At 72.7% G+C, this 25,730-nt stretch carries 28 protein-coding genes and 1 pseudogene; 10 read left to right on the top strand and 19 right to left on the bottom strand.

Going from position 1 to position 25,730, the window contains the following annotated elements:
* The first annotated feature begins 31 nt into the window (after window positions 1–31).
* Window positions 32–661 carry a putative glycolipid-binding domain-containing protein gene (locus GVV04_RS17095; protein WP_235966241.1) on the top strand — a complete coding sequence of 210 codons (630 nt, stop codon included), beginning with the start codon at window positions 32–34 and terminating at the stop codon, window positions 659–661.
* An 88-nt stretch (window positions 662–749) separates the two neighbouring features.
* Here the strand turns inward: GVV04_RS17095 and cds1 are convergent, their stop codons facing one another.
* From cds1 to GVV04_RS17080, 3 genes are read right to left on the bottom strand one after another with little or no spacing between them, the layout of a single operon-like run.
* Window positions 750–1,841: an L-cysteine desulfhydrase Cds1 gene (gene cds1, locus GVV04_RS17090; RefSeq protein WP_161689021.1), complete on the bottom strand. Its 1,092-nt coding sequence runs from the start codon at window positions 1,839–1,841 to the stop codon at window positions 750–752.
* Between the two features lie 22 nt (window positions 1,842–1,863).
* Window positions 1,864–2,697, bottom strand: a complete 834-nt coding sequence (locus GVV04_RS17085; protein WP_161689020.1) for an SDR family NAD(P)-dependent oxidoreductase — start codon at window positions 2,695–2,697, stop codon at window positions 1,864–1,866.
* A 45-nt stretch (window positions 2,698–2,742) separates the two neighbouring features.
* Entirely contained in the window at window positions 2,743–3,201 is a 459-nt protein-coding gene (locus GVV04_RS17080) for an Lrp/AsnC family transcriptional regulator (protein ID WP_161689019.1), read from the bottom strand.
* A gap of 268 nt (window positions 3,202–3,469) precedes the next feature.
* On the opposite strand from GVV04_RS17080, the gene GVV04_RS17075 reads away from it, so the two are divergent.
* Window positions 3,470–3,736: a BldC family transcriptional regulator gene (locus tag GVV04_RS17075; protein WP_161689018.1), complete on the top strand. Its 267-nt coding sequence runs from the start codon at window positions 3,470–3,472 to the stop codon at window positions 3,734–3,736.
* 65 nt (window positions 3,737–3,801) lie between these two features.
* Here GVV04_RS17075 and GVV04_RS17070 read toward each other — a convergent pair whose 3' ends face one another.
* Window positions 3,802–4,476: a UbiX family flavin prenyltransferase gene (locus GVV04_RS17070; protein ID WP_161689017.1), complete on the bottom strand. Its 675-nt coding sequence runs from the start codon at window positions 4,474–4,476 to the stop codon at window positions 3,802–3,804.
* A 132-nt stretch (window positions 4,477–4,608) separates the two neighbouring features.
* Here GVV04_RS17070 and GVV04_RS17065 point away from each other — a divergent pair, with 132 nt between their 5' ends.
* Window positions 4,609–5,577 carry a terpene synthase family protein gene (locus GVV04_RS17065; protein WP_161689016.1) on the top strand — a complete coding sequence of 323 codons (969 nt, stop codon included), beginning with the start codon at window positions 4,609–4,611 and terminating at the stop codon, window positions 5,575–5,577.
* Window positions 5,578–5,607: 30 nt separating this feature from the next.
* Here GVV04_RS17065 and mqnP read toward each other — a convergent pair whose 3' ends face one another.
* The gene (mqnP, locus tag GVV04_RS17060; protein ID WP_161689015.1) at window positions 5,608–6,522 is read right to left on the bottom strand and encodes a menaquinone biosynthesis prenyltransferase MqnP; all 915 of its coding nucleotides are present in this window, start codon (window positions 6,520–6,522) and stop codon (window positions 5,608–5,610) included.
* Window positions 6,522–7,982, bottom strand: coding sequence for a menaquinone biosynthesis decarboxylase (locus GVV04_RS17055; RefSeq protein ID WP_161689014.1), 1,461 nt, complete (start codon window positions 7,980–7,982; stop codon window positions 6,522–6,524). The genes mqnP and GVV04_RS17055 overlap by 1 nt, the downstream gene beginning before the upstream one ends.
* A 144-nt stretch (window positions 7,983–8,126) precedes the next feature.
* Here GVV04_RS17055 and GVV04_RS17050 point away from each other — a divergent pair, with 144 nt between their 5' ends.
* Window positions 8,127–8,999: an alpha/beta fold hydrolase gene (locus tag GVV04_RS17050; RefSeq protein ID WP_161689013.1), complete on the top strand. Its 873-nt coding sequence runs from the start codon at window positions 8,127–8,129 to the stop codon at window positions 8,997–8,999.
* Window positions 9,000–9,095: 96 nt separating this feature from the next.
* Here the strand turns inward: GVV04_RS17050 and GVV04_RS17045 are convergent, their stop codons facing one another.
* Together GVV04_RS17045 and GVV04_RS17040 are read right to left on the bottom strand one after the other, a co-directional pair.
* Entirely contained in the window at window positions 9,096–9,284 is a 189-nt protein-coding gene (locus GVV04_RS17045) for a DUF397 domain-containing protein (RefSeq protein WP_161689012.1), read from the bottom strand.
* A pseudogene (locus tag GVV04_RS17040) lies at window positions 9,275–9,526 on the bottom strand (Scr1 family TA system antitoxin-like transcriptional regulator); the annotation flags it as partial. The pseudogene GVV04_RS17040 and the gene GVV04_RS17045, both read right to left, overlap by 10 nt.
* Window positions 9,527–9,561: 35 nt before the next feature.
* Between GVV04_RS17040 and GVV04_RS33980 the strand changes: the two are divergent.
* Window positions 9,562–9,696, top strand: coding sequence for a hypothetical protein (locus GVV04_RS33980; RefSeq protein ID WP_268926283.1), 135 nt, complete (start codon window positions 9,562–9,564; stop codon window positions 9,694–9,696).
* A 123-nt stretch (window positions 9,697–9,819) separates the two neighbouring features.
* On the opposite strand, the gene GVV04_RS17035 is transcribed toward GVV04_RS33980, so the two are convergent.
* On the bottom strand, window positions 9,820–10,395 hold the full coding sequence (locus GVV04_RS17035) for a carboxymuconolactone decarboxylase family protein (RefSeq protein ID WP_161689010.1): 576 nt from the start codon (window positions 10,393–10,395) through the stop codon (window positions 9,820–9,822).
* A gap of 87 nt (window positions 10,396–10,482) precedes the next feature.
* Here GVV04_RS17035 and GVV04_RS17030 point away from each other — a divergent pair, with 87 nt between their 5' ends.
* Together GVV04_RS17030 and GVV04_RS17025 are read left to right on the top strand one after the other, a co-directional pair.
* Window positions 10,483–10,959 (top strand): MarR family winged helix-turn-helix transcriptional regulator, encoded by a 477-nt coding sequence (locus GVV04_RS17030; protein ID WP_161689009.1) that lies wholly within the window; start codon window positions 10,483–10,485, stop codon window positions 10,957–10,959.
* Window positions 10,960–11,201: 242 nt separating this feature from the next.
* Window positions 11,202–12,356, top strand: a complete 1,155-nt coding sequence (locus GVV04_RS17025) for an FUSC family protein (RefSeq protein ID WP_161689008.1) — start codon at window positions 11,202–11,204, stop codon at window positions 12,354–12,356.
* Window positions 12,357–12,410: 54 nt separating this feature from the next.
* Here GVV04_RS17025 and ccsB read toward each other — a convergent pair whose 3' ends face one another.
* The 6 genes from ccsB to hemL all read right to left on the bottom strand — a co-directional run bounded on the left by ccsB (window position 12,411) and on the right by hemL (window position 18,545).
* Window positions 12,411–13,385 carry a c-type cytochrome biogenesis protein CcsB gene (ccsB, locus tag GVV04_RS17020; protein WP_161689007.1) on the bottom strand — a complete coding sequence of 325 codons (975 nt, stop codon included), beginning with the start codon at window positions 13,383–13,385 and terminating at the stop codon, window positions 12,411–12,413.
* Complete coding sequence (resB, locus tag GVV04_RS17015; protein ID WP_161689006.1) at window positions 13,385–15,058, bottom strand: cytochrome c biogenesis protein ResB; 1,674 nt, start codon at window positions 15,056–15,058, stop codon at window positions 13,385–13,387. The genes ccsB and resB overlap by 1 nt, the downstream gene beginning before the upstream one ends.
* Window positions 15,058–15,921, bottom strand: a complete 864-nt coding sequence (locus GVV04_RS17010; RefSeq protein WP_161689005.1) for a cytochrome c biogenesis CcdA family protein — start codon at window positions 15,919–15,921, stop codon at window positions 15,058–15,060. The genes resB and GVV04_RS17010 overlap by 1 nt, the downstream gene beginning before the upstream one ends.
* On the bottom strand, window positions 15,921–16,496 hold the full coding sequence (locus tag GVV04_RS17005; protein WP_161689004.1) for a TlpA family protein disulfide reductase: 576 nt from the start codon (window positions 16,494–16,496) through the stop codon (window positions 15,921–15,923). Before GVV04_RS17005 ends, GVV04_RS17010 begins: the two co-directional genes overlap by 1 nt.
* A complete protein-coding gene (locus GVV04_RS17000; RefSeq protein ID WP_161689003.1) occupies window positions 16,496–17,143 on the bottom strand; it encodes a histidine phosphatase family protein in 648 nt (215 codons plus the stop codon). The genes GVV04_RS17005 and GVV04_RS17000 overlap by 1 nt, the downstream gene beginning before the upstream one ends.
* A gap of 64 nt (window positions 17,144–17,207) precedes the next feature.
* Window positions 17,208–18,545: a glutamate-1-semialdehyde 2,1-aminomutase gene (hemL, locus tag GVV04_RS16995; protein WP_161689002.1), complete on the bottom strand. Its 1,338-nt coding sequence runs from the start codon at window positions 18,543–18,545 to the stop codon at window positions 17,208–17,210.
* A gap of 143 nt (window positions 18,546–18,688) precedes the next feature.
* On the opposite strand from hemL, the gene GVV04_RS16990 reads away from it, so the two are divergent.
* Window positions 18,689–19,024 (top strand): STAS domain-containing protein, encoded by a 336-nt coding sequence (locus tag GVV04_RS16990; protein ID WP_161689001.1) that lies wholly within the window; start codon window positions 18,689–18,691, stop codon window positions 19,022–19,024.
* 50 nt (window positions 19,025–19,074) lie between these two features.
* On the opposite strand, the gene GVV04_RS16985 is transcribed toward GVV04_RS16990, so the two are convergent.
* Both GVV04_RS16985 and GVV04_RS16980 read right to left on the bottom strand, forming a co-directional pair.
* Window positions 19,075–20,658, bottom strand: coding sequence for an ABC transporter permease (locus GVV04_RS16985; protein WP_161689000.1), 1,584 nt, complete (start codon window positions 20,656–20,658; stop codon window positions 19,075–19,077).
* On the bottom strand, window positions 20,655–21,572 hold the full coding sequence (locus GVV04_RS16980; protein WP_161688999.1) for an ABC transporter ATP-binding protein: 918 nt from the start codon (window positions 21,570–21,572) through the stop codon (window positions 20,655–20,657). Before GVV04_RS16980 ends, GVV04_RS16985 begins: the two co-directional genes overlap by 4 nt.
* A 90-nt stretch (window positions 21,573–21,662) precedes the next feature.
* Here GVV04_RS16980 and GVV04_RS16975 point away from each other — a divergent pair, with 90 nt between their 5' ends.
* Entirely contained in the window at window positions 21,663–22,160 is a 498-nt protein-coding gene (locus GVV04_RS16975; RefSeq protein ID WP_161688998.1) for a GbsR/MarR family transcriptional regulator, read from the top strand.
* A 54-nt stretch (window positions 22,161–22,214) separates the two neighbouring features.
* Complete coding sequence (locus GVV04_RS16970; protein WP_161688997.1) at window positions 22,215–22,733, top strand: GNAT family N-acetyltransferase; 519 nt, start codon at window positions 22,215–22,217, stop codon at window positions 22,731–22,733.
* A 16-nt stretch (window positions 22,734–22,749) separates the two neighbouring features.
* On the opposite strand, the gene GVV04_RS16965 is transcribed toward GVV04_RS16970, so the two are convergent.
* Window positions 22,750–23,301, bottom strand: coding sequence for a response regulator (locus GVV04_RS16965; RefSeq protein WP_161688996.1), 552 nt, complete (start codon window positions 23,299–23,301; stop codon window positions 22,750–22,752).
* Window positions 23,298–25,730: ATP-binding protein (locus GVV04_RS33170; protein WP_235966239.1), on the bottom strand; the 2,433-nt coding region annotated here is incomplete at its 5' end. The genes GVV04_RS16965 and GVV04_RS33170, both read right to left, overlap by 4 nt.

Here is a 25,730-nt window from a genome sequence, read left to right as displayed (position 1 = left end):
GGCGCTCGCGCCGTGGCGTAACGTCCGGTTCATGCCGACCATGCCGAAGTCGCTGTTCTGGGCCCGGACGGACACCGCCGGTGCCGAGCACGCCCTGCTGGACGACCGGGACGGGCTGACCGCGCGAGGTGTCGCCGTGTCCGTCGACCCGATCGCCTGCACCTGCCGCTACCAACTGACCACCGGGCCGGACTGGACGGTCCGCCGGCTGGAGGTCGAGGCGGAGGGGGCGGGCTGGCAGCGGAGCATCCGGCTGGAACCGGCCGGTGACCGGTGGCGGGTGACCACCTCCGAGCAGGGCAACCTGGACGCCGCGCTGCGGGCCGCCGGCCACCCCCCGGCCGGGCTGCCGGGCACCGACGAGCCGGACCGGCTGGCCGACGCGGTCGACGTCGACCTCGGCGGGTCGCCGCTGTTCAACACCCTTCCGGTACGCCGGCTGCGGCTGGCGTCGGCGGCGCCGGACACCACGCACCGGATCACCGTGGCGTGGGTGCTGGTGCCCAGCCTGGCCGTGGTCCCCGTCGAGCAGGTCTACACCGCGCTCGGCGCGGGCCGGGTCCGGTTCGCCAGCGGCACCTTCACCACCGACCTGGACGTCGACCCGGACGGCTGGGTGCTGCGCTACCCGGGCCTCGCCGAGCGGGTCCCCGGGCGCTGACGCGCACGTCGGCGTCTCCCGCCGCCGCCCCGGCCCGGCGGCCGGTCAACCGCCGGCCCCGCCGCCGAGGGCGTCGCCGGGCCGTTCCTCACCCGGGCCAGGCGCCGGTGGCGAGGAAGCGGTCGACGGTGGCCAGGTGCGGGGCGAGGTCGAGGCCCTGCCCGGCCACCCAGTCGTCGGCGTAGTACGTGTCGGCGTACCGGTCCCCGGAGTCGCAGATCAGGGTGACCACCGAGCCGGTGCGGCCCTCGGCGAGCATGCCGGCGATCAGGCCGAACGCGCCCCAGAGGTTGGTGCCGGTGGAGCCGCCCACCCGCCGGCTGAGCAGGGTCGAGCCGGCCCGCATGGCGGCCAGGGAGGCCGCGTCGGGCACCTGGACCATCCGGTCCACCACGGCGGGCAGGAAGGAAGCCTCGACGCTGGGCCGGCCGATGCCCTCGATCCGGGAGCCCCGGCCGGTACACATCGACCAGTCGGCCGCCTGCCAGGCCGGGTAGAACGCCGAGTTCTCCGGGTCGACCACGCACAGCTTGGTGGGCAGCCGGCGGTACCTGGTGTATCGGCCGATGGTGGCGCTGGTGCCGCCGGTCCCGGCGCCGACCACGATCCAGGCCGGCACGGGGTGCCGCTCCAGCGCGAGCTGCGCGTAGATCGACTCGGCGATGTTGTTGTTGCCCCGCCAGTCGGTGGCCCGCTCGGCGTAGGTGAACTGGTCCATGAAGTGGCCGCCGGAGTCCTCGGCCAGCCAGCGGGCCTCGACCACCACCTTGGCCGGGTCGTCGACCAGGTGGCAGCGCCCGCCCTGGAACTCGATCTGGGCGATCTTCTCGGGTGAGGTGGACGCCGGCATCACCGCGATGAACGGCAGCCCCAGCATCCGGGCGAAGTACGCCTCGGAGACCGCCGTGGAACCGGAGGACGCCTCGATGACGGTCGTCCCGGGGCCGATCCAGCCGTTGCACAGCCCGTACAGGAACAGCGACCGGGCGAGCCGGTGCTTGAGCGAGCCGGTCGGGTGCGACGACTCGTCCTTGAGATAGAGGTCGATCCCCCACTCCCGGGGGAGCGGGAACGGCAGCAGGTGGGTGTCGGCGGACCGGTTGGCGTCCGCCTCGACCGTGGCGATCGCCCCGGTCACCCACGTCCGCCCGGCCTCGTCGCACCGGTCGAGATGAGTCACGTTCGAAACGTAGCAAGCCGGGTCAGGCCCGGTCGGAGCCGCCCCGGCGGCGCTGCCGCCGCTGCCCGGCCCGGCCGGTGGCCCGGATCAGCGGGGTCAACCCCACGGCGAGCCCGGGGAGCGCGTCGAGCAGCCGGACCTGCGCGCCGCGCCAGCGGGGCAGCGTCACCACGGGCCGGGGCCGCCGGGCCAGCCGAACCGCCCGCGCGGCGACCCGCTCGGGGGCCAGCAGCGTCCCGGTGAAGGACGCCACGGCCCCCGGGTCGTCCAGCCGGCCGTGCAGCATCGGCGTCCAGATCCCGTCCGGGCACAGGCACGAGACGTGAACGTCGCGGTGCCCGGCCGCCCGCAGGTCGGCCAGGGTGCCCAGGCTGAACGCGAGCAGGGCATGCTTGCTGGCGGCGTACACCGTCTCGCCGGGGGCGGCGACCAGCCCGGCCAGCGAGACGACGTTGAGCACGTGCCCGCGCCCCTGGGCCCGCATCACCGCCAGCGCGGCGAGGGTGCCGGCCATCGCGCCGAGGGCGTTCACCTCGATGATCCGGCGGCGGGTCAGCTCGTCCTGTTCCCAGGCGGGGCCGGTGGCCAGGATGCCGGCGTTGTTGACCCAGAGGCCGAGTCCGTCGGGCGACCGCCCGGCCGCCTCGGCGGCCACCGCCGCGCAGGCCGCCTCGTCGCGCACGTCCAGCGGCCGGGACCAGCCGCCGAGCGGCGCGGCCACGGCGGCGACGGCCTCGGCGTCCAGGTCGGTGAGCAGGACCGGCCAGCCGTCGGCGTGCAGGGCGGCGGCCAGCGCGCGGCCCAGGCCGCCGGCCGCGCCGGTCACCACGGCCGTTCCCCGCACTGGCGACGTCACCGGCGCAACCTACCGCCGTGGCACGGCGCGCGCCAGGGTCGCCGCTCAGGCCGTGGGCGGTTCGATCGTCTGGGGGCGGTTCTCCCACTTCGTCGACAGGGCGATCCCGGTGCGGGTGGAGGCCACCCCGGGGGTCCGGTTCAGCCGGACGATGAGCTGCTCCAGCTCGGCGATCGTGCCGACCCGGGCCTTGAGCAGAAACGACTCGACCCCCGCCATGAAGTAGCAGGACTCGATCTCGGGCATCCGCCGGAACGCCTCCAGCACGTCGTCGGTGTCCCCGCCGGAGTCCTCGACGATACTGATCAGCGCGGTCACCCCGAGGCCGATGGACTCGGGCTCCACCTCCGCCCGGTACGCCCGGATCACCCCGCTGGACTCCAGCTTCCCGACCCGTTCGTGCACGGCGGGGGCGGAGAGGCCGACCTGGCGGGCCAGCTCGGCGTACGAGAGTCGGGCATTGCCCTGCAACAGCGCGACGAGGCTCCGGTCGATGGCGTCCACGGACTGTGACCCTAGTCGTTCGGGCGTAACGTCCGGCGCTCGACATCCGTTGCACCTGACAGCAGGTGAGTGTTCGCAGACCTTCGGTCAAGGGAGAACCGCGCCGGTAGCATTTACTAACTTCCCACTCAGTGCTTTTTTCGCGTTTGGCGGACAGGCCAGGTCGCTGGTGCTGTAATTGCCATACGTCCCTCATGACGGCTCTGGGCTCGCACCGGCCGGGGGCAGTGTGTTCAGCCGGGGGCTTCGTCGACGCGAGGAGGGGGCTGTGGACACTGGAGATCGCCTGCTGACACCGGGTGAGGTTGCCGCACTGTTTCGGGTTGATCCGAAGACTGTGACGCGATGGGCGGCGGCCGGCCGGATAGGCAGCATCCGGACTCCAGGCGGGCATCGCCGGTTTCGGGAATCCGAGGTGCGGGCCCTGCTGGAAGGGGAGGGCATGCTGGACGAGGCGGACGACATGGGAAAGGCCCGTAACGTCGGCCCCGCGGCACCGACCGGCCCCGGCCCTGCCAACGCCGGGATGTACTGACCAGGTGCGGTGACGGGGCACGCGGACCGGTCCGCCGGTCCGCGTCCCGACGACGCCGCCCGCGCTCAGCGGCGGCCGGCGTCCAGGCCGATCGAGCCGGCATCCGGGTCGCCGGTACGGCCGGTGCCCAGCTCGCCGGACCAGCGCCGGAACAACGTGTGCGGTACGCCCAGGGCGTCGAGCACCTTTCCCGCCACGAAGTCGACGAGTTGGCCCGCCGAGGCGGACGCCCCGGCGCCGTAGAAGCCCGGGCTGGCGGGCAGCACCACCGCCCCGGCGTCGTGCAGGGCGATCAAATGCTCCAGGTGGCTACGGGTCACCGGCGTCTCGCGGGGCACCACCACCACCGGCCGGCGCTCCTTGAGGTTGACCTCCGCGGCCCGCTGCAACAGGTCCTTGGACAGCCCGATCGCGATGCCGGCGCAGGCCGCCGTGCTGGCCGGCACCACCGCCATGCCGCGTACCCGGTAGGAGCCGCTGCTGGGGCCGGCGGCGAGATCGCCGGCGGGCCAGTGCCGCACGTCGGCGTCGCCCAGGTCGCGGCCGAGCCAGGCCCCGAGATCCTCGGCCCAGTGCCCGTCGCGGAAGGAGAGCCCGGTCTCGTCGAGGATGGTCAGCCGCGCGGCTCGGGAGACGATCAGGTCCACCGGCTCGCCGGCGTCCAGCAGCCCGCTCACGACCGCTGCGGCGTACGGCGTGCCCGACGCGCCGGAGACTCCCACCACCCATGGTTCACGCATGCCGTCCAGCCTGCCTGGTCACGCCGGGCGGCAGTCGGCCGCCCCCTCGGTTCACCGGCCGGCCTCCCGCCGACGGTATCGACCTGCCATGCTGCCGTGGGCGCGATCCCATGCCCCTGGGAGGTATCGATGATGACCGGCGACATCCTCTGGTCGCTTCGCTCTCTCTGCCCCATCCCACCCAGGCTGTCCCCGCACGCCGATCGGGTGCAGCGGTGGCTCGACGACCTGCTGCCCGGCCTCGGCCTGCCGCTGGACGGCCCGGCGCTGGACCGGCTGTCCCGCGCGGGTTTCGCCCGCTACGCCAGCCGGCTCTACCCGCAGGCCACCGAGGCCGACCTGCGGGTGGTAGCCGCCCTGTTCACCTGGTTCTTCCTGGTCGACGACGCCTGCGACGGCCCGCACCGGCTGACCCCGCAGCAGATCCGGGCGCTGCGCGACGGGACGCTGTGGCTGCTGCGGGAGGGGCACCGGATCGGCCACCCGGGGCTCACCGGCCCGCTGCGCCGGCTGCTGCTGCGGGCCTGGCGGGAGCCGCGCCGCCGGATGCCGGCCCGCTGGCGGCTGCGGTTCGCCGACGCGGTCGGCCACCACCTGCACGGGACCTGGCAGGAGGCGGTGGAGAAGGCCGCCGGTCGGCCGCCGGACGTGGCCCGGTACGTCGAGCTGCGCCGCGCCACCTCGGCGGCGTACGTGTCGTACCCGCTGATCGAGTTCGTCACCGGCCGCCCGCTGCCCGACGCGGTGTACCACCACCCGCTGCTGCGCGAGATCGCCGACCTCGGCAACGACCTGCTCTCCTGGTACAACGACCTCGCCTCGCTGGAGCGGGACCGGGCCACCTCGGGCGGGCACAACCTGGTGCTGGCGCTGGCCGCCGAGCGGGGCGTCCCGGTCGTCGCCGCGGTCGACCTGGCCGCCGAGCGCTGGCGGGCGACGATGCGCCGCTTCGTCGAGCTCCGCGCGGCCGTGCCGTCGTTCGGCCCGGCGCTGGACGAGGCCGTCACCGACCACCTCGACGGGGTCGCCGACGCCGTCCGGGGCACCATCGAGTGGACCCTGGAGAGCGCCCGCTACCCCACCCCGACGGCCCGGGCCTGACCGCTCCCGCCGCCCCGGCCGGAAGCCGGCTCAGGGGCGCAGGCCGAGCCGCACCACCAGGTCGAGCAGGGCGAGCATGAACAGCGCGATGCCGACGAACCCGTTCGCGGTGAAGAACGCCCGGTTGACCTTGCTCAGGTCGGTCGGCGACACCACCAGGTGCTGGTAGCCGAACGCTACGGCGGTCAGCGCCAGCCCGATCCACCAGAGCCAGCCGAACCCGACCAGCGCCCCGAACCAGATGAACAGCGCGAACGTCACCACGTGCGTGACGGTGGAGGCGTGCAGGGCGAAGCGCAGCCCGTAGCGGGCGGGAACGCTGTGCACGCCGATCTTCCGGTCCACGTCGGCGTCCTGGCAGGCGTAGATCAGGTCGAAGCCGCCGATCCACAGGCCGACGGCCGCGCCGAGCAGCCAGGCCGGCCAGGAGCCGGCGAAGGTGCCGGTGACCGCGAGCCACGCGCCGACCGGGCCGACCGCCTGGGCGATCGCGAGGATCGCGTGCGGCCAGTTGGTGAACCGCTTGCCGTACGGGTAGACGACCAGCGGCACCACGGCGAGCGGCGCGAGCGCCAGACAGAGCGGGTTGAGCAGGGCGGCTGCGGCGAGGAAGACCACCAGGGCGACGGCCGCGCCGGTCCAGGCCGTCCGCACGCTCACCGCCCCGGTGACCAGCTCCCGGTTCTCGGTACGCGGGTTCCGCGCGTCGATCCGCCGGTCGAGGATGCGGTTGGCGGCCATCGCGAACGTCCGCGCCCCGACCATCGCCACGGTGATCAGCAGCAGGTCTCCCCAGCGCACCCGCCCGCCGTCGACCTGCATCGCGGTCAGCGCCGACAGGTACGCGAACGGGAGCGCGAAGACGGAGTGTTCGATCGCGACGAGCTTGAGGAAGGACTTGACCCGGCCTGGGCGTTCGACGGGCTCCGTGACGGCGGCGGTCATCAGATCCCGTACTCCTTCCAGCGCTTGTCGACCAGGGAGACCACCTCGGGGGCCATGGTCATCCCCTCCGGCCAGCCCCGGGTGTAGCCCTCGGTGGGCAGCTTCCGGGTGGCGTCGACGCCGGCCTTGCCGCCCCAGAACTGCTGGTACGAGGCGTGGTCGAGGTGGTCGACGGGCCCCTCGGTGAGCAGCAGGTCGCGGGCGTAGTCGACGTTGCCGAAGGCCCGGAACGCGACCTCGTTGTAGTTGTGCACGTCGCAGTCCTCGTCAACGATCACGATCAGCTTGGTCAGCGACATCATGTGCGCGCCCCAGATGGCGTTCATCACCTTCTGCGCGTGCTTCGGGTAGCGCTTGCGGATCGACACGATCGCGCAGTTGTGGAAGACCCCGGCGGCGGGCAGGTCGTAGTCGACGATGTCCGGGATCAGGAAGCGCAGCAGCGGCGCGAAGATCCGCTCGGTGGCCTTGCCGAGGCCGTGGTCCTCCTGCGGTGGTTGCGACGTGACGATCGAGTGGTAGACCGGGTCGCGCTGCATGGTCATGCACTCGATGTGCATCACCGGGAAGGGCTCCACCGGCGTGTAGAAGCCGGTGTGGTCGCCGAACGGGCCCTCCGGGAGCCGCTCGCCCGGCTCGATGTAGCCCTCCAGGACGATCTGCGCGTGCGCCGGCACCTGCAGCGGGACCGTCAGGCAGTCCACCATCTCGACCCGCTCGCCGCGCAGGTACCCCGCGAACAGGTATTCGTCGATGTCGGCGGGGAGTGGCGCGCTGGCCGAGTAGGCGACTGCGGGCTCGGTGCCGATGGCGATCGCCACCGGCAGCCGCTGGCCGAGCCGCTCGGCGACCGCGTGGTGCGCCGTGGAGTTCTTGTGGATCTGCCAGTGCATGCCGACGGTGTTCTGCGAGTGCTGCTGCAACCGGTACAACCCCAGGTTGCGCTTGCCGGTCTCCGGGTGCTTGGTGTGGGTCAGACCGAAGTTGTGGAAGATCCCGCCGTCGCCCGGCCACACCTGTAGCCCCGGCAGCCGGTTCAGGTCGACGTCGTCGCCGCGGTAGACCACCTGCTGACAGGGGGCGGTCTTGACCTTCTTCGGCGGCATCGACTTGAGCTGCATGACCTTGCCGAGGCCGTCCATCATCCCGGAGAGGCCCATCGGCAGCTCCGGCTTGAGCATGTTGCCGATCCGCTCGCCGATCTCGTCGAGGTTCTCGACGCCGAGCGCCATCGCCATCCGCTTCTCGGTGCCGAACAGGTTGAGCGCCACCGGCATCTCGCCCCGGGTGGGCCGCTCGAAGAGCAGCGCCGGCCCGCCTTCCCGCACGGTCCGGGTGACGATCTCGCTGATCTCCAGCGTCGGGTCGACCGGGACGCTGACCCGGCGCAGCTCCCCCGCCCGCTCCAGGGCCGCAAGGAAGTCCTTCAGATCGGTGTACGGAAAGCTACGTGCCGCCATGAGGCCAGTCTCCCGCACTACGGGAGGCACCGCCCACGCCGGGTCGGGCCGGGCGGTGTGCGTCTCCCCACCCGGCCGGTGCTCGTTGGTATGGATGGCGGCGGGACGGATGGTCAGGCCGCCGGAGTCGAGACGGGGGCAGCCATGGACGACGGGCGGGTTCCGGCGGGGTTCACCGAGCAGCGGGCCCAGGTCGGTGACGTGGCGATCAACTATGTCCGGGGCGGTCGGGGGCCGACCCTCGTGCTGCTGCACGGCTATCCGCAGTGCTGGCGGATGTGGCGGGGACTACTGCCGGAGCTGGCCGCCTCGTACCAGGTGGTCGCCCCCGACCTGCGCGGCTTCGGCGACAGCGACGCCCCGCCCGGCGGGTACGACAAGAAGACCCTCGCCGGCGACCTGCACGGGCTGCTGGCCGAGCTGGGCCTGACCGGTGACATTCGGCTGGTCGGCCACGACGTGGGGACCATGGTCGCGTACGCCTACGCGGCTGCCCACCCCGACGAGGTGTCGCGGCTGGTGCTGACCGAGGCGCCGATCCCGGACGAGAGCATCTACGCGTTTCCCGCGCTCAGCGCCGCCGGGCCGGCGGTGTGGAACTTCGGCTTCTTCAACATCACCAACGGCCTGCCGGAGGACCTGGTCGCCGGCCGGGAGGCGCTCTGGGTGGACCGCTTCACCGACTCGCTCATGGTGAACAAGGGCAGCATCGGCGCGGACGACATCGAGGAGTACGCCCGGCACCTGAGCGACCCGGCGCACCTGCGGGCCAGCTTCGCCTACTTCCGGGCTTTCGGGCAGGACGTCGCGGACAACGCGGCGTACCGGGAGAGGCCGTTGCCGATGCCGGTGCTGGCCGTCGGCGCCGGGGCCAGCCTCGGCGGGCAGGTGGCCGACCAGGTGCGCCGGTACGCCCGGACGGTCGACGGCCGGGTGGTCGAGGACAGCGGTCACTGGCTCTTCGAGGAACGCCCGGCCGATCTGGCCGGCCTGCTCCTGCCCTTCCTGCGCGGCTGACGCCTCACCCCGCCGGCCGCCCGGCGACCGGGCCAGGGGTGGAGCGAGGGTCAGCGGGCACGGGCCAGGGCCAGGGTCAGCGGGGGCTGGCCAGGGTCAGCGGGCACGGGCCAGGGTTACGAATGCTCGCCAGGCGGCCGGGCCGAAGGTCAGCACGGCACCGTCGCGGTCCTTGCTGTCGCGGACGGCGACCACGCCGGGAAGGTTGTCGGCCACCTCGACGCAGTTGCCGCCGTTGGTGCTGCTCCGGGTGCTGGTGCGCCACCGCGCGCCGGTCAGCTCCATGACTGTGCCACCTCCGCCAAGAGATCGATAGACTGCCGGGGCGGGAGCGCCTCACCCTGGATCGACTCCCAGGCCGACCGGACCGCCAGCACGTCCTCGGTGTGGTCGATCACCTTGCCCTTGAGCTGATCATCCAGATAGACGACGTCCTCCCCGGTGGGCAGCGTAGCCAGTACGAAGGCCCCGGCGACACCCGGATACGCGCCGACCTCGGCGGGGACGACGTGCAGCCGCACCCGGGGGTGCTCGGATAGCCCTGTCGATCTACCTCGCCGGGATGCTGTACGACGCCGTCGGAGACCTGCACCGGCTCGACTCGCACGACGCGCCGAAACCCGGAGCGCTGCACGCGCGTTTCCTCGGCTGGGCAACCCTCCGCGCCTCCCGACCGCCACAACACCCGAGCGACTGACGGCCCCTCATCCTTCCCAAGCGACACAGGCCCGCGATCGGCGCGAGCGGGGGCGGTCGCCGACCGAATAAGTCGTCACCAGGCAACGAACCGATGACTCGGACGGCCCCTGCGACGGCCGGTTCAGCCACCGGCGGCCACCGGGGTGGGCGTCCAGGCGTGGTCGGCGAGCTGGGGGTCGAGCGGGGCGTCGATGAGCCGGTTGGCGAAGGTGGAGATGGTGTACGTGCCGACGCCGAGGACCACGTCGAGGGCGTTGCCGGGGCGGTAGCCGGCGGCGAGAAAGGCGCGCATCGCATCGTCCGGGACTGCGCCCCGGTGGTCCAGCACGGCGAGGGTGAACAGCCGCAGCGCCTCCAGCCGCGCCTCGGGCAGCGGCGTGCCGGAGCGCAGCGCGCCGATCAGCACCGGGTCGGCGCCCTGACCGGTCAGCGTGCCGGTGTGCATCGCCACGCAGACGTGGCACTCGTTGCGGGTGGCGACCGTCAGGACGACGACTTCCCGCTCCAACGGGTCGAGGCTGCTCTGTTCGAAGATCCCGTTGACGGTGAGGAAGCCCTTCAGCAGGTGCGGCGACTCGGCCATCAGGGCGACCGGCGCCGGCAGGTAGCCGAACTTCCGCCGCACCCCCTCGATGGTCGGGCGGGCCGCGGCGGGCGCGGTGTCGGGGGTGTGGGCGGTGAAGACGCCATCGGGCACGGTGGCCTGCTCTCGGGTCGGGGTGAGGGACCGCGTGACGTACGATCGTCAACGTGGTTGTCGAAATCGTAAACGTGGTTGTCGAATATGGCAACGACTGATCCCGCCCGGCCCGGCTTCGTGCTGCCCCTGCTGCTGCTGGCCGGCTTCCGCACGCTCATCGACGACCTGCACGCGGAGCTGGCCCAACAGGGGCACCCGGAGCTGCGCCCGCTGCACGGCTTCGTCCTCCAGGCCGTCGGGCCGCACGGCACCACCGCCACCGAGCTGGGTCAGCGGCTCGGCGTCTCCAAGCAGGCCGCCGGCAAGACGGTGGACCGGCTGGTCACCCTCGGCTACCTCGAACGCGCCGACGACCCGCGCGACGCCCGCCGGAAGCTGGTCCGGATGACCGCACGGGGCCACGACGGGCTGGCCCGCTCGGCGTCGGTCTTCGACACGCTGCGCGACCGCTGGTCGGCCACCCTCGGCCCGAAACGGGTCGCGGCGATCGAGGACGACCTGCGGACGGTCGCCGCCGCCGACCTCTTCCGCCTGGACGTCCCGGGCTGGTTCGGCACCTGACCCGCAGCCCGGTGGGGCTCGTCGCGGCGACCGCCGTGGCCACTGTCACCGGCCCCGGCCCCACCGATGAACGACGAAACAGTCGGTTACCTCGTTGGACCAGCCAACAGTCGGAGATCGCCGAGACCCGAGCAGCCGCCCGTACCGCCCGTGGCGCTCGACGAGGGCCTCCTGCTGTGCCGGGCGGACAGAGCCGACCGGACAGCGGCGGGCGTCACTCGATGACCAGGGGGGAGACGCGTGTGGCCCGGCTGACGTACTGGTTCCGGGCCTCCTGGAGTCGCCTGCGAAGCGGTTGGCAACTGCTGGCGGCGGTGACCCTGGGGGCGACCGTGTCCTGGTTCGTCGCCAACCGCCTCCTCGGAGGTCCGCACGGTCGTGACGACAGCGCGGCGTTCTACGCACCCACCGCCGCGCTGATCGTTCTGTCCCAGGCCCGGGGCGTACGGCTGCGGCAGGCGATCCGGGTCCTGGCCGGAATCGCGGTCGGGGTGATCCTCGGCGAGGTCGCCATCTGGCTGCTCGGCGCCCGCTCCACCGCCGCCATCTTCGTGGTCATCCTGGTCTCCGCCGGGGTGTCGATCACCGCCAGGGCTTCCGGCGTCGTCCGGAACCAGTTGACCATGTCCGCGCTCTTCATGGTCGCCGTGGTTCCGCCGAACAAGGAGCTGGAGCCGACCCGCCTCTACGACGCGCTGATCGGTGGCACCATCGCGCTGCTGATCACCCAGGTCGCCAGCTCACGCTCGCCGCTGGGGCCGCTGGACACCGAGGGGCGGCGGGCGTTCGCGGAGCTGTCCGGGGTCCTGGACAGCGTCCGTCAGGCCTTGCAGCGACACGATGAGAAGGCCGCCCTGGCCGCGCTCGACCGGGCACGGCAGCTGGACTCGCGTACCGCCGCGCTCCGCAGGGCCGTGCTGGTCGCCGACGAGAATCTGCGTCTCGTGATCTGGGAACGGCGCAATCGCCCGCGTGTCCAGGCCGCCCGGGCCGCCGTCGACCAGGTCGACTACGCCGTCCGCAACACCCGGGCGCTGGCGCGTTCGGCAGTGGTGCTCGCCCGGATGCCGGATCCGCCGCCGCAGCAGCTCGTCGCCGCGCTGACCTCGGCCAATCAGTTGACGAGTTGCGCCGCCGCGGTGCTCGCCGCCGTCGTCTCCGGCGAGAGCGACAAAGCCGACCTGCACATCGACAAGGCGGGAAAGACCGCGATCGACACCGTCCAGGCGATGGCACCGCTGCTCCAGCACGAGCAGTCGTTGCCCGTCAGCACGATCGTCAGTCACATCCGGATGCTGGTCATCGACCTGCTGCGCAGCGCCCGGGCCGACAAGCCGGAGGTGCTGAACGCGATCGACCAGGCGCTGGACCTGCCCGCCGTCTGGAAGGAACGGTGACCGGCAGGGCCTGCTTCCGGGTGTGCGGCCCTGCCGGGTGCGACCCGAGGGCGATCAGTTGACGCCGGCGTACGAGTGCAGGCCGGTGAAGAAGAAGTTCACCCCGAACAGGTTCATCAGCATGGTGAGGAAGCCGAGGATGGCGAGCCAGGTGGCCACGTTCCGCCGCACGCTCGGGGTGGCCCGGGCGTGCAGGTAGCCCGCGTACACCACCCAGGAGATGAACGCCCAGGTCTCCTTCGGGTCCCAGCCCCACGGCCGGCCCCACGCGGCCTCCGCCCAGATCGCGCCGGCGATCACCGCGAAGGTGAAGACCGGGAACGCGAAGGCGTGCAGCGTGAAGGTCAGCCGCTCCAGGCCGGCCGCCGCCGGCAGCCGCTTCGCCAGGGTGTACGGGAAGCCGCGCTTGCCCTGCTCGTACCCGTTACGGATGAGGAACGCGATCGCCGGCACCGCGCCGAGCAGGAAGATGCCGGACGAGAAGCTGATCGTCGACACGTGGACGATGAACCAGTACGACCTGAGCGCCGGCATCAGCGGCACCACCTCGACGAACAGCTTCAGCTCGGCGAACGCCAGCAGCAGCACCATCACCAGGGTGAGGAACAGCCCCAGGCGGCGCAGCGTGGGGCGCTTCCACAGCACGCCGAGCCAGGCCGCCGTGCCGATGAACGAGACCGTCAGCACGAACTCGTACATGTTGCCCCAGGGCATCCGGTCGGCGGCGATGCCGCGGGTGACCGTTGCCGCGAGGTGCAGCGCGGCGGCGAGGACGGTGATCCAGACCGCGACGAGGCCGGCCAGCCGGGCCCGCTCGGCCGAGCGTCCGACCCGGGCCGGCGGTGCGACCGGGGCTGCGGGCGCGTCGACCGGGCCGCCGGCCCCGCCGACTCCCGCACCGACCAGCTCGCGCGCGGGCGGGGCGACGGCCCGGGCGTTGCCCAGGGCGTACTCGACGGCGTGGCAGATCATCGCGACCAGGTACGCCAGGATCGCGAACGTGACCAGCTGGTCGGAGAGTGCGGACATCACTCGGCTCCTTCTCGCGTCCCAGCGGGACCGCGCGCGTCGCGGCTCTCGCCGGCCCGCTCGCCCGGCTCCCCGTTGCCGCTGACGGCGGCGACGAGTTGCGCGAACTCGTCGGCGAACCCCGGATAGTCGGTGCGCGGCAGGCCACCGGCCTCCACCAAGCTACTACCGCTCGTCGGAGATCCATCGGCGGGGTCGGCCGCCTCACCCGATCCGGCCGGCGTCACCCGGAACCAGACCCGGCGGCGCCTGCCGAACAGGGAGCCCATCAGGCCGACCAGCAGCACCGCCGAGCTGCCGAGCAGCAGCGTCGAGCCGGGGTCGTGGCGCACCGACAGGGTGATGTACGGCTTCGTGCCGACGAACTCCAGCACGCTGCCGTCGTCCAGCGTCCACTTCTCGCCCATGGCCAGCTTCTTGTCGCCGACCTGCTTGAGCTTGCCGTTGGTGACCTGGCGCTGGTCGAGCTCGTACACCGAGCCGGGGATGCCGGCGTCCATGCCCAGATTCCCCCGGTACGCGACCAGCACCACCGCCGGGTTGCCCTCGGTCGGGAACTCCGACCGGGTGAACGGGGCCTGCTGCGGGGCGGTGGGCAGGTAGAGCCCCTCGAAGGCGACCTGGAGGTTCGAGTCCCGCTTGCCGGTCTTCGGGTCGACGTTCACGTCCGGGAACGCGGCCACGCCCTCGCTGGTGAGGGTGGCGTCCCCGCTGGTCAGGAAGGGGAAGTCGTTGGTCTGGGTCTTGCCGTACCGGTCGGTGTAGCGCAGCACCGGGGCGTAGCCGTGGCCGAGCAGGTAGACGTTGGCGTCGCCGAGGCGCAGCGGGGAGTTGACCGAGAAGGTCTCGGTGCGGCTGGCCCGGCCGTCCTCCTCCACGTCGACCGTGGCCCGGTAGAACTCGGGCTGGCCCGAGGGCAGGAACCGCGCGTCGAAGTGGTTCAGGGTCAGGCAGAACGGCGGCAGGTCGGCGCTGTCCACCTGGGGGCCGAGCTTGGCCTCGGCGTACTGCTGCCGGGTGTTGCAGAACGCCTTGTCGTCGCCGGCCACCAGCAGCTTGTTGCCGTGCCAGCCGTACCAGGAGCCGAGGGCGACCCCGATCAGCACGGCGATCAGCGAGGTGTGGAACAGCAGGTTGCCGGTCTCCTTGAGGTACCCCTTCTCGGCGGAGACCTCGGTGCCGCGTACCACGACGCGCCAGCGGCGACGCCGCAGCTCGGCGGCGACGGCCTCGGCGTCGGTGGCGACGCCGGTGCGCACGGCGTGCTGGGGCAGCCGGTTCAGGCGCTTGGGCGCGGCCGGCGGCTTCGTGCGCAGGGCGCGGACATGGTCGCGCAGCCGGGGCAGGATGCAGCCGATCAGGGAGGCGAACAGCAGCAGGTAGATGGCGGAGAACCAGACCGACCCGAACACCTCGAACGCGCCGATCCGATCCAGCTTCGGGGCCAGCTCGGGGTGGTCGACGAAATACTGGTCGACCTTCTCCGCGTTCACCCCGCGCTGCGGCAGCACCGAGCCGGGAATGGCCGCGACGGCGAGCAGGAAGAGCAGGATCAGCGCCGTACGCATGCTGGTGAGCTGCCGCCACGAGTTGCGCAGCAGGGCCAGTGCCCGGTTGGGCCGGCGGCGCGGCGCCTCGGCCGGGGGCACCGGCCGGTCCTTCACGATCGTCATCAGATGCTCACCTCGCCCACGCCGAACGTCGTCTGCAACCAGATGACGAAGTTGGTCCACCCGCCGGTGACCAGCGCGAGGCCGATCAGGACCAGCAGTACGCCGCCGACCCGGGTGACCCAGCGGCTGTTGCGCCGGACGGCGCGGAACACCCCGAGCAGGCGGTGGAAGCCCAGCCCGAAGACGACGAACGGTATCCCCAGCCCGAGGCAGTACGCCACGGCGAGCACCACGGCCCGGTCGGTCTGCCCGCCGGGGGTGGCCATGCCGAGCACCGCCGCGAGTGTGGGGCCGGTGCAGGGCATCCAGCTCAGGGCGAAGACCGCGCCGAAGACGGGGGCCCCGAGCAGGCCGGCGGCGGGCAGCCGCTGGATCCGGAACTCCCGCTGGAGGCCGGGGAGCACCCCGACGAAGGCCAGACCGAGCACGATGACCAGCACACCGGCGCCGATCTCCAGCGCCCGCTCGTACTGGATGAAGACCCGGCCGACGCTGGCGAAGAGGATCGCGGTGGCGGTGAAGACGGCGGTGAACCCGGCGATGAAGAGCAGCGTCCCGGCGAGCACCCGGCCCTTGACCGCCGCCGCCGTCCGGCCCCGTTCCCGGGTCAGCTCCCGCACCGCCACCCCGCCGCCGTTGCCGCCGCCGTCCTGCCCCGGGCCCGGGGTGCCGGCGGGGGGCGTTGCCGGCGCGTCCCGGCCCTCCAGGTCGGCGCCGGCCAGGCCGGTGACGTACGAGAGGTAGCCGGGGACCAGCGGAAGGATGCACGGGGACAGGAAGCTGACCAGCCCGGCGAGTGCCGCCGCGCCGATGGCCAGCAGCAGCGGCCCGCTCTGGGCGACGTCGTGGAAGGTCCCGCCCATCAGCGGGAGCCGTTGGGTGCGGGCTGCTCGGCGGCGATCCGCGCGACGATCGGTTGCAGCCGGTCCTGGGTCACCGCCGACCGGATCACCACGGCCACCCTGCCGTCCCGGTCCAGCAGGACGGTGGCCGGGATGGTGGTGGGCGAGATGTCGAAGGCGAGGGCGAGCCGGCTCGGCGGGTCGAAGAGGCTCGGGTAGGTGACCCGGCCCTCCTCGAACGCGAGCGCCTTGTCCCGGTTGTCCTGCACGTTGATGCCGAGGAACGTCACCCCGGACGCCTTGGTGGCCTGGTAGGTGGCCTCCAGGTCGTCGGCCTCGGCCCGGCAGGGCTGGCACCAGGAGCCCCAGAAGTTGACCACGACCACCTGGCCGCGATCCGTCGCGACGTCGTAGCTGCCGCCGGTGAGCAGCTCACCGGACAGCTTCGGGGCGGTGGACCGCTGGTCGGGGGCGCACTCGATGACGCCGTCGGTGGTGGCGCAGCGCTGCTCCTGACTGTCGGAGGAGCAGCCGGCCAGGGCCGCCGTGGTCGTCACGGCCGCGAGGAGTCCCGCGATCCACCTCCGGGCCGACATCAGGCTCCCTTGGCCGTCCGGGCGGTCGGCGAGGTGGCGATCAGGTGGGCGGCCGGCTCGCTGTAGCCGATCCCGGCGATCTTCGCGCCGTCGAAGTGGAACGAGGTGAGGCTGGCCAGGCCGCACTGCCGCCGGCGCGGGTCGTGCCAGAGCCGCTTGCGCTCGACGTGGCGGCGCAGCGTCCAGATCGGGAGCTGGTGGGAGACCAGCACGGCCTCGCGCCCCTCGGCGGCCACCCGGGCCGCGTGCAGGGCGGCGAACATCCGCTCCGCGATGACCCGGTACGCCTCGCCCCAGGACGGGGTGACCGGGTCGCGCAGCACCCACCAGTTGCGCGGGTCGCGGAACGACCCGTCGCCCGGGGAGACCTTCTTGCCCTCGAACCAGTTGGCGCTCTCGATCAGCCGCTCGTCCACCCCGACGGGCAGGCCGAACTGCCCGGCGATCGGCTCGGCGGTCTGCTGGGCGCGTTCGAGGGGGCTGGCCACCACGTGCACCACGTCCCGCTCGGCGAGCCCCTGGGCCGCCGCCTTGGCCATCTGCACGCCCAGCTCCGACAGGCGGAAGCCGGGCAGCCGGCCGTAGAGGATCTGATCCGGGTTGTGCACCTCGCCGTGCCGCAGCACGTGGACCACGGTCTTGCTCACCGCAGCGCTCCCTTCGTTCGCGACTGCGGGGCTCGCAAAACCAGCTCACTCCTCGCGCTCACCACTACCCCCCGTTGCCCGCCGCTGCCGCCGCGTTCGCCGCTGCGGGCAGGGCCGCGGCGATCTGCTCACACGCGGCGTCGTCGATCGCCGCCGAGACGAACCAGGCCTCGAACGCGCTTGGCGGCAGGTAGACCCCGTCGGCGAGCATCGAGTGGAAGAACGCCTTGAACGCCGGGACCTGCTGGGTCCGGGCGCTGTCGTAGTCGACCACGTCGGCGTCCGTGAAGAAGATCGAGAACATGCTGCCCGCGTACGACAGCCGGTGCGGGACCCCGGCAGCGGTCAACGCGTCGGCGGCGAGCTTGCTCACCAGGGCGGCCGTCTCGTCGAGCCTGCGGTAGACGGCGTCGTCGGCCAGCCGCAGCGTGGCCAGGCCGGCGGCGCAGGCGAGCGGGTTACCGGAGAGGGTGCCGGCCTGGTAGACCGGGCCGGCCGGGGCGAGCCGCCCCATGATCTCCGCGCGCCCGCCGAACGCCGCGGCCGGCAGGCCACCGCCCATGACCTTCCCGTACGTCCACAGGTCGGCGTCGGAGGGGTCGAGGCCGTGCCACCCGGAGCGGGAGACCCGGAACCCGGTCATCACCTCGTCGACGATCAGCAGCGCGCCGTGCGCGTGGGCGATCCGGGCGAGCTGGGAGTTGAACCCGTCGCGGGGGGCGATCACGCCCATGTTGCCGGCCGCCGCCTCGGTGATCACCGCGGCGATGTGCGGCCCTTCGGCGGCGAACGCCTCCTCGACGGCGGCGACGTCGTTGTACGGAAGCACGATGGTGTCGCCGGCCGCCGCGCCGGTGACGCCGGGCGAGTCGGGCAGGCCGAGGGTGGCCACGCCGGAGCCGGCGGCGGCGAGCAGCCCGTCGGAGTGCCCGTGGTAGCAGCCGGCGAACTTGATGATCTTCGAGCGGCCGGTGAAGCCCCGGGCCAGCCGGATCGCCGACATGGTGGCCTCGGTGCCCGAGTTGACCAGCCGGACCTGCTCGACCGGGGTGCGGTCGACGATCTCGGCGGCCAACTCGACCTCGCCGGGGGTCGGGGTGCCGAAGCTGGTTCCCAGGGCGGCGGCGGACTGGACGGCCTCGACCACCTCCGGGTGGGCGTGCCCGAGGAGCAGCGGCCCCCACGAGCAGACCAGGTCGACGTAGCGCCGGCCGTCCGCGTCGTACAGCCAGGGCCCCTCCCCCCGGACCATGAAGCGCGGGGTGCCGCCGACGGCGTGGAACGCGCGCACGGGGGAGTTCACCCCGCCCGGCACGAGGGTGCGGGCGCGGGCGAACAGGGCCTCGGAGGCCGGCGCGTCGGCCGGGTAGCGGCCAGATCCGGCGGAAAAGGTATCGGTCACGATGCCGCCATTGTGTCAGCGCCGGACGGCGAATCGGCAGCCACCCCTGGTCGGGGGTTACCGGGCTCACGCGAAGTGGCTGGCCGGGCGAGCTGGGAGCGCCTCGACGGGCCGGAGGACCCGGTTCGCGCTAGGCTGATCGGGTGGATCGTGCCGAACTGTCCATCACGCTACACCGGACGGGCGATGAAGTGGTGCTTCGCCTCGCCGGTGAGATCGACATGCTCACGGCCACCCAACTTTCGACCGTCGTCAACGAGGTGCTCGCCGATCCGCCCCCACGGATCGTCCTCGATCTGGGCGGCGTCACGTTCTGCGACTCCCAGGGGCTGGGCACCCTGGTCGTGCTCAGCCGCAAGACCAGCCACGCGCAGAGCCTGCTCGTCCTGACCGGCGTCGGTGACTTCCTGCTCCGGGTCCTGGACATCACCGGCCTCCGCTCGGCCCTGATGATCCGCAACGGCGCCCCCACCGACTGACCTGCCCGCCCGCGCCCCACCGCCCGGACCGGCAGTGGGGGCGGTCGCGCTCAGGCGGGCAGGTCGCGGCGGCGGAAGGTGAACAGGCCCGCCGTGGCCAGCCCGACGGCCGTGCCGGTCAGGGCCAGCAGCGGGGTGGCGGGCACCGGGCCGCCCAGGACCTGCGGGGTGTGGGTGAACGGGGACAGGTCCAGCAGCCACTGGCTCAGCTCCAGCACCGCGCCGAGCTGGCCGAGGAGCAGGCAGCCGGCGAGCGCCGCCCAGGCCGCGCCGACGCTGATCCGGGGCAGCAGGCCGAACAGCAGCACCGCCACGCCGACCAACACCCAGACCGCCGGCACGTGGGCCAGCGCCGCCCCGGTCAGCCGGGGCACCTTGCCGGCCACATCGGAGCTGCTGAGGCCGTAGGCGAGCCCGGTGACCGCGCCGGCCACCGCCAGCATCACCGCCGGGCCGAGCAGGGCGAAGGCCAGGTGGCCGAGCAGCCAGCGGGACCGGCTCACCCCGGTGGTCAGGACCGGCTCGGCGCGCTGGCCGGTCTCCTCGGTCCGCATCCGCAGCGCGGCCTGGATGCCGTAGCCGGCGGCGGCGAGCGCGGTGATGCTCAGGGTCGTCCCGAGGTACGCCTCGGCGATCGACGCCGAGCCGCCGAGCCGCTCCATCAGCCGGGCGACGGTCTCGTTGCCGTCCACCGCGTCCCCGGCCGCCTCGGCGGCGCCGCCGAGCACCGCGCCGAGGGCCGCCGCGCCGATCGTCCAGCCGAGCAGCGCGACCCGGTTCAGCCGCCAGGCCAGCCCCCACGGGCCGGCGAGGGCGGGGCCTGCGGTGGCCGGGCCGAGGCGCGGTGGCAGCACGCCCGCGCCGAGGTCGCGCCGCGCCGAGAGCCGGAACGCCACCGCGCCGACCAGCGCCGCCAGCGCCGCCAGCAGCGCGAGCGGCCACCAGCGCTCGCCGACGTAGGGGTGGGTGCGCTGGGCCCAGCCCAACGGGGAGAGCCAGCTCAGCCACTCCGCCCCGCCCGCGTCCCCGGCGAGCCGGACCAGGAACGCCACCCCGAGCGCCGCGACGCCCAGCCCCCTGGCACCGCCCGCGCTCTCGGTGAGCTGCGCGGCGAGTGCGCCCACGGTGGCGAAGAACGCCCCGGCGAGGGTGACCGACAGCCCGAACACCAGGGAGCCGGCCGCGGGCAGGCCGGCGGCGACCAGGCCGCCGGCCACGAGCAGCCCGAGCAGCAGGTCCGCCGCGTACGTGACGAGCAGCGCGGCGGCCAGCCCGGCGTACCGGCCGAGGACGGTGGCGCCGAGCAGCTCCCGCCGGCCCGCCTCCTCCTCGGCCCGGGTGTGCCGGACGACGACGAGCAGGCTGATCAGGCCCACGATCAGGTGCAGCAGCCCGGACCGCTGGGCGGCGAGCGCGCCGACGCTGTCGCCGTACGCCGGGCCGAGCAGGGCCTCGATCGACGGGTTGCCGGCGGTGGTGGCCGCGTACTCGGCGCGCTGGGCGGCGGTCGGGTACAGCTCGGCGTACGTCTCGGCGTAGCTGGCCGGCAGGACCGCGATCAGCAGCACCCAGATCGGCAGCAGCACCCGGTCCCGGCGCAGGATCAGCCGGACCAGGTGCCGGGCGCCGGTCACCGGGCCACCCCGGCGGGTGCACCGGCGGCGCCGGCCGACTCGTAGTGCCGCAGGAACAGCTCCTCCAACGTGGGCGGCCGGCTGACCAGGCCCCGTACGCCGATCTCGGTGAGCCGGCGCAGCGCGGCGTCGAGCGCCGGGGTGTCCACGTCGAAGCGGACCCGGTCGCCGTCGACCCGCAGGTCGTGCACGCCGGCCAGCTCGGCCAGCCCGTGCGGCGGCCCGGCCAGCTCGGCGTCGACGGAGGTGCGCTGGAGGTGGCGCAGCCCGGTGAGGGTGCCGGTTTCCACGGCGCGGCCGTTGCGGATGATCGTCACCCGGTCGCAGAGCGCCTCGACCTCGCCGAGGATGTGGCTGGAGAGCAGGACGGTGCGGCCGTCGGCGCGGGCCCGGCCCACCCAGTGCTGGAAGACCTCCTCCATCAGCGGGTCGAGGCCGGAGGTGGGCTCGTCGAGGATCAGCAGCTCCGCGTCGGAGGCGAGGGCGGCGACCAGGCCGACCTTCTGCCGGTTGCCCTTCGAGTACGCCCGGCCCTTCTTGCGCGGGTCCAGCTCGAAGGCGGCGAGCAACTCGTCGCGGCGGGCGCGGTCGATGCCGCCGCGCATCCGGCCGAGCAGGTCGATCACCTCGCCCCCGGTGAGGTTGGGCCAGAGGGTCACGTCGCCCGGCACGTACGCCAGGCGGCGGTGCAGGGCGACGGCGTCCCGCCACGGATCGCCGCCGAGCAGGCGGACGGCCCCCGCGTCCGCCCGCAGCAGGCCGAGCAGCACCCGGATGGCGGTGGACTTGCCGGCGCCGTTGGGCCCCAGGAAGCCGTGCACCTCACCGGCGCGGACGGTCAGGTCCAGCTCGTCGAGCGCCCGGGTCCGGCCGAATGCCTTGATCAGGCCGGAGACCGCTATCGGATTTTCCATGCATCAGAAGTTACAGTGTTTTCAGAAAGTTGTGAAGACTGTGGAGGCTGGGGCACGATCTGGCTTCCGACCTACGCCGAGGAGCCCCCGATGAGCGCCGCCGAGCCGCCCCAAGGCAACGACGAGGCCGTCCACCTCTTCGTCGAGAGGATGGCCATGGCGTTCGCGGAGGTCGGCTTCCCCCGGATGGCGGCCCGGGCGCTGTTCACGGTCATGAGTGCGGACCAGCCGCTGACCGCCGCCGAGATCGGCGAGCGGCTCGGGGTCAGCGCGGCGGCGGTCTCCGGCGCGGTCCGCTACCTGACCCAGTTCGGCATGCTGGCCCGCGAGCCGGTGAAGGGGTCCCGGCGGGACCGCTACCGACTGCCGGACAACCCCTGGTACGAGGGCACGATCACCAAGACCGGCCTCTACAAGAACTTCATCGACATCGCCGACGGCGGCGTCGACGCCCTCGCCGGCCGGAGCACCCCGGCCGGTGAACGAGTCTCCGAGATGCGCGACTTCTTCGTCTTCGTCCAGGAGGAGATCGACTCGCTCGGCGAACGGTGGCGGGCCCGCCGCGCCGCCACGGGTCACGGCCGGTAGGGCCGGCCGTTAATCCGGCGCGCTCGACACCCGTCGTGACCTACCGTGTCCCGGATGCTGATCAGACGGGAAACTCCCGCCGACGTCGATGCCGTCCGCGCCGTGCACCGCGCCGCCTTCGCCACGGACGACGGCAGCGTACCCGTGGAAGTCACCCTGGTCGACGCGCTCCGCGTCGACGACGGCTGGCTGCCCTCGCTCTCCCTCGTCGCCACCGACGCGGACGGCCAGGTCGTCGGCCACGTGGTCGCCACCCGGGGCACGGTGGCCGGAGCGCCGGTGGCGCTCGGGCTGGGGCCGATCGGGGTGCTGCCGGCCTGGCAGCGTCGCGGCGTCGGCTCCGCGCTGATGCACGCGGTGCTCGGTGCCGCCGACGCGCTCGACGAGCCACTGGTGGTGCTGCTCGGGCACCCGGAGTACTACCCGAGGTTCGGCTTCCGGCCGGCGGTCGAGCTGGGCGTGACGCCGCCCGGCCCGTGGGGGCCGCAGTTCTTCATGGCGCGGCCGTTGAGCGCGTGGCAGCCGCACCTCCAGGGCGCGTTCGCGTACGCCGGGCCGTTCACGGACCTCTAGGCGCCGGCGGCCCGGCTCACCGGTTGCCCCAGCGCGCCTGCTCCAGCAGGTCGACGGCGCGGGAGCGGGCGTCCGGGCCCTCGGCCCGGAGCAGGGCGGTGGCCTCGTCGACGGCGTCGGTGAGCGTGCGCCACTGCGTCTCGCGCTCGCGGACCAGGTCCGACTGGGCGGCGAGTTGCCGGGTCTTGACCCACAGCTCGACGAAGACCGACACCTTGGCCCGCAGCACCCACGGGTCGAAGGGCTTGGTCAGGTAGTCGACCGCACCGACCGCGTACCCGCGCAGGGCGAGCTGGGCGTCCTTGTCTGCCGCCGTGAGGAAGATGATCGGCACGTGCCGGGTGCGTTCCCGCCGCTTGATGTGGCTGGCGGTCTCGAAGCCGTCCATGTCGGGCATCTGCGCGTCCAGCAGGATCACCGCGAAGTCGTCCACCAGCAACTGCTTGAGCGCCGCCTCGCCGCTCTCCACAGCAACCGACTGCACCGGCAGCCCCTGGAGAATCGCCTCCAGGGCCATCAGATTCTCCCGCCGGTCGTCGACCAACAGCGCCTTGGCCGTCTGGCTCACATTCTCTCCTCGCCTCGGCTGCCGCCCACCCAGGACGCCATCAGCTCGATCAGGTCGTCCAGGTCAACCGGTTTGGTGATGTAGTCGCTGCCGCCCGCCGCGAGCGCGGACTCGCGGTCGCCCGGCATCGCCTTCGCGGTCAGGAAGACAATAGGCAGGTCGGCGAAGCGGTGGTTACGGCGGATCTGCCGGGTGGTCTCGTAGCCGTCCTGGTCGGGCATCATCGCATCCATCAGCACGATGTCCACCTCCGGATGCTCGGCCAGCCGACGGACGCCGTCCGCCCCGTTATCCGAGTACAACACGGTCATACCGTGCAACTCCAAGGCGCTGGTCAGCGCGAAGACGTTCCGCACGTCGTCGTCGATGATCAGCACGGTGACGCCCTCCAGCCGACGGGTGCCCGGCGTCTCGGCCATCCTCGACAGCTCCGGCGGGGACATCAGCAGCAGCGACGCGGGCAGTCCCGCGCGGGCCGGCGACGGTGGCGCCGGCGCGACCACCGCGTCCGGGGCCAGCACGTCCGGTACGCACAAGGTGAAGGTGGAGCCCTCCCCGGGCACCGAGGCCACGATGATCGAGCCGCCGAGCAGGCGGGCCAGGTCCCGGCTGATCGACAACCCCAGCCCGGTGCCGCCATACCGCCGGCTGGTCGTCCCGTCCGCCTGCTGGAACGCCTCGAAGATCAGCGACAGCTTGTCGTCCGAGATGCCGATGCCGGTGTCGACCACCGTGAAGGCGATCACCTGCCGGGCGTTGGTCAGCGCCGGCACGTCGAAGACGATGTTCTCGGACGCCGGGGCGATCCGCAGCGTCACCGTGCCGCTGTCGGTGAACTTCACGGCGTTGGAGAGCAGGTTGCGCAGGATCTGCTGCAACCGCCCGGCATCGGTGACCAGTGCCGGGGACAGTTCCTCGGCCACCTGGACCTGGAAGCCGAGGCCCTTGTCCTCGGCCTGCGGGGCGAACGCCTGCTCCACGAACCCGCGGATCTCGTCGAACCGGACCTCGGTCGGCTCGACGTCCATCCGGCCCGCCTCGATCTTGGACAGGTCGAGGATGTCGTCGATCAGCCGCAGCAGGTCCGAACCGGAGCCGTGGATGGTCCGGGCGAACTCGATCTGCTTCGGGGTGAGGTTCTGCTCCGAGTTCTCCACCAGCAGCCGGGCCAGCAGCAGCAGCGAGTTCAGCGGCGTCCGCAGCTCGTGGCTCATGTTGGCCAGGAACTCCGACTTGTACGCCGAGGCCCGGGTGAGCTGCTGGGCCTTGTCCTCCAGGCCGAGCCGGGCCAGCTCGATCTCCCGGTTCTGGGTCTCGATGTTCGCCTTCTGCTCGGACAGCAGCTGGGCCTTGTCCTCCAACTCGGCGTTGGTGCGCTGCAACTCGGCCGACTGTTCCTGAAGCTCGTGGGCCAGCCGCTGAGACTGGGCCAGCAGTTCCTCGGTGCGCCGGTTGGCCTGGATCGTGTTGACCGCGACGCCGATGGTCAGCACCAGCCGCTCCAGGAACGACAGGTGCAGTTCGGAGAAGGCGGCCACGCTGGCGAACTCGATCACGCCGAGCAGCTCGCCCTCGAACAGCACGGGCAGCACCACCAGGTCGGCCGGCGGGGTGTCCGCCAGCCCCGAGCGCAGGGTGAGCCGGCCATCCGGGGAGGCGCTCACCCGGATCGTCCGGCGGGACAGCGCGGCCTGCCCGACCAGCCCCTCGCCGGGGCCGAACGTGACGTCGTGCCCCCGGGCCACGTAGCCGTACGAGGCGGTCAGCCGCAGCCGCATGCTGCCGTCGGAGGTGTCGGCCAGGAAGAACGCGCCGAGCTGCGCGTCGACCAGCGGGGTCACCTCCATCATGATCATCCGACAGACCTCGCCGAGGTCCCGCTGCCCCTGGAGCAGGCCGCCGATGCGGGCCAGGTTGGAGTCCAGCCAGCCCTGCTCGGCGTTCTTCTTCGTCGTCTCCCGGAGGGTGACGATCATCTGGTTGATGTTGTCCTTCAGCTCGGCGACCTCGCCCTGGGCCTCGACCGCGATCCGCTGGGTCAGGTCGCCCCGGGTCACCGAGGTCGACACCTGGGCGATGGCCCGAAGCTGGGTGGTGAGCGTGGAGGCGAGCTGGTTGACGTTCTCGGTGAGGTCCCGCCAGGTGCCGGAGACGCCCTTCACCTGCGCCTGGCCGCCCAGCTTGCCCTCGATGCCGACCTCGCGGGCCACCCGGGTCACCTCGTCCGCGAACGACGAGAGCTGGTCCACCATCGTGTTGACCGTGTTCTTCAGCTCCAGGATCTCGCCCTGCGCGTCCACGGTGATCTTCTGCGACAGGTCGCCCTTCGCCACGGCGGTGGTCACCGACGCGATGTTGCGCACCTGCGACGTCAGGTTCGAAGCCATCGAGTTCACGTTGTCCGTCAGGTCCCGCCACGTGCCCGAGAC

The sequence above is a fragment of the Micromonospora rubida genome (assembly GCF_009908295.1).
Lineage (GTDB): Bacteria > Actinomycetota > Actinomycetes > Mycobacteriales > Micromonosporaceae > Micromonospora > Micromonospora rubida.
The sequence above is the reverse complement of the archived record's forward strand: the minus strand, read 5'-3'. Positions and strand labels throughout refer to the sequence as shown.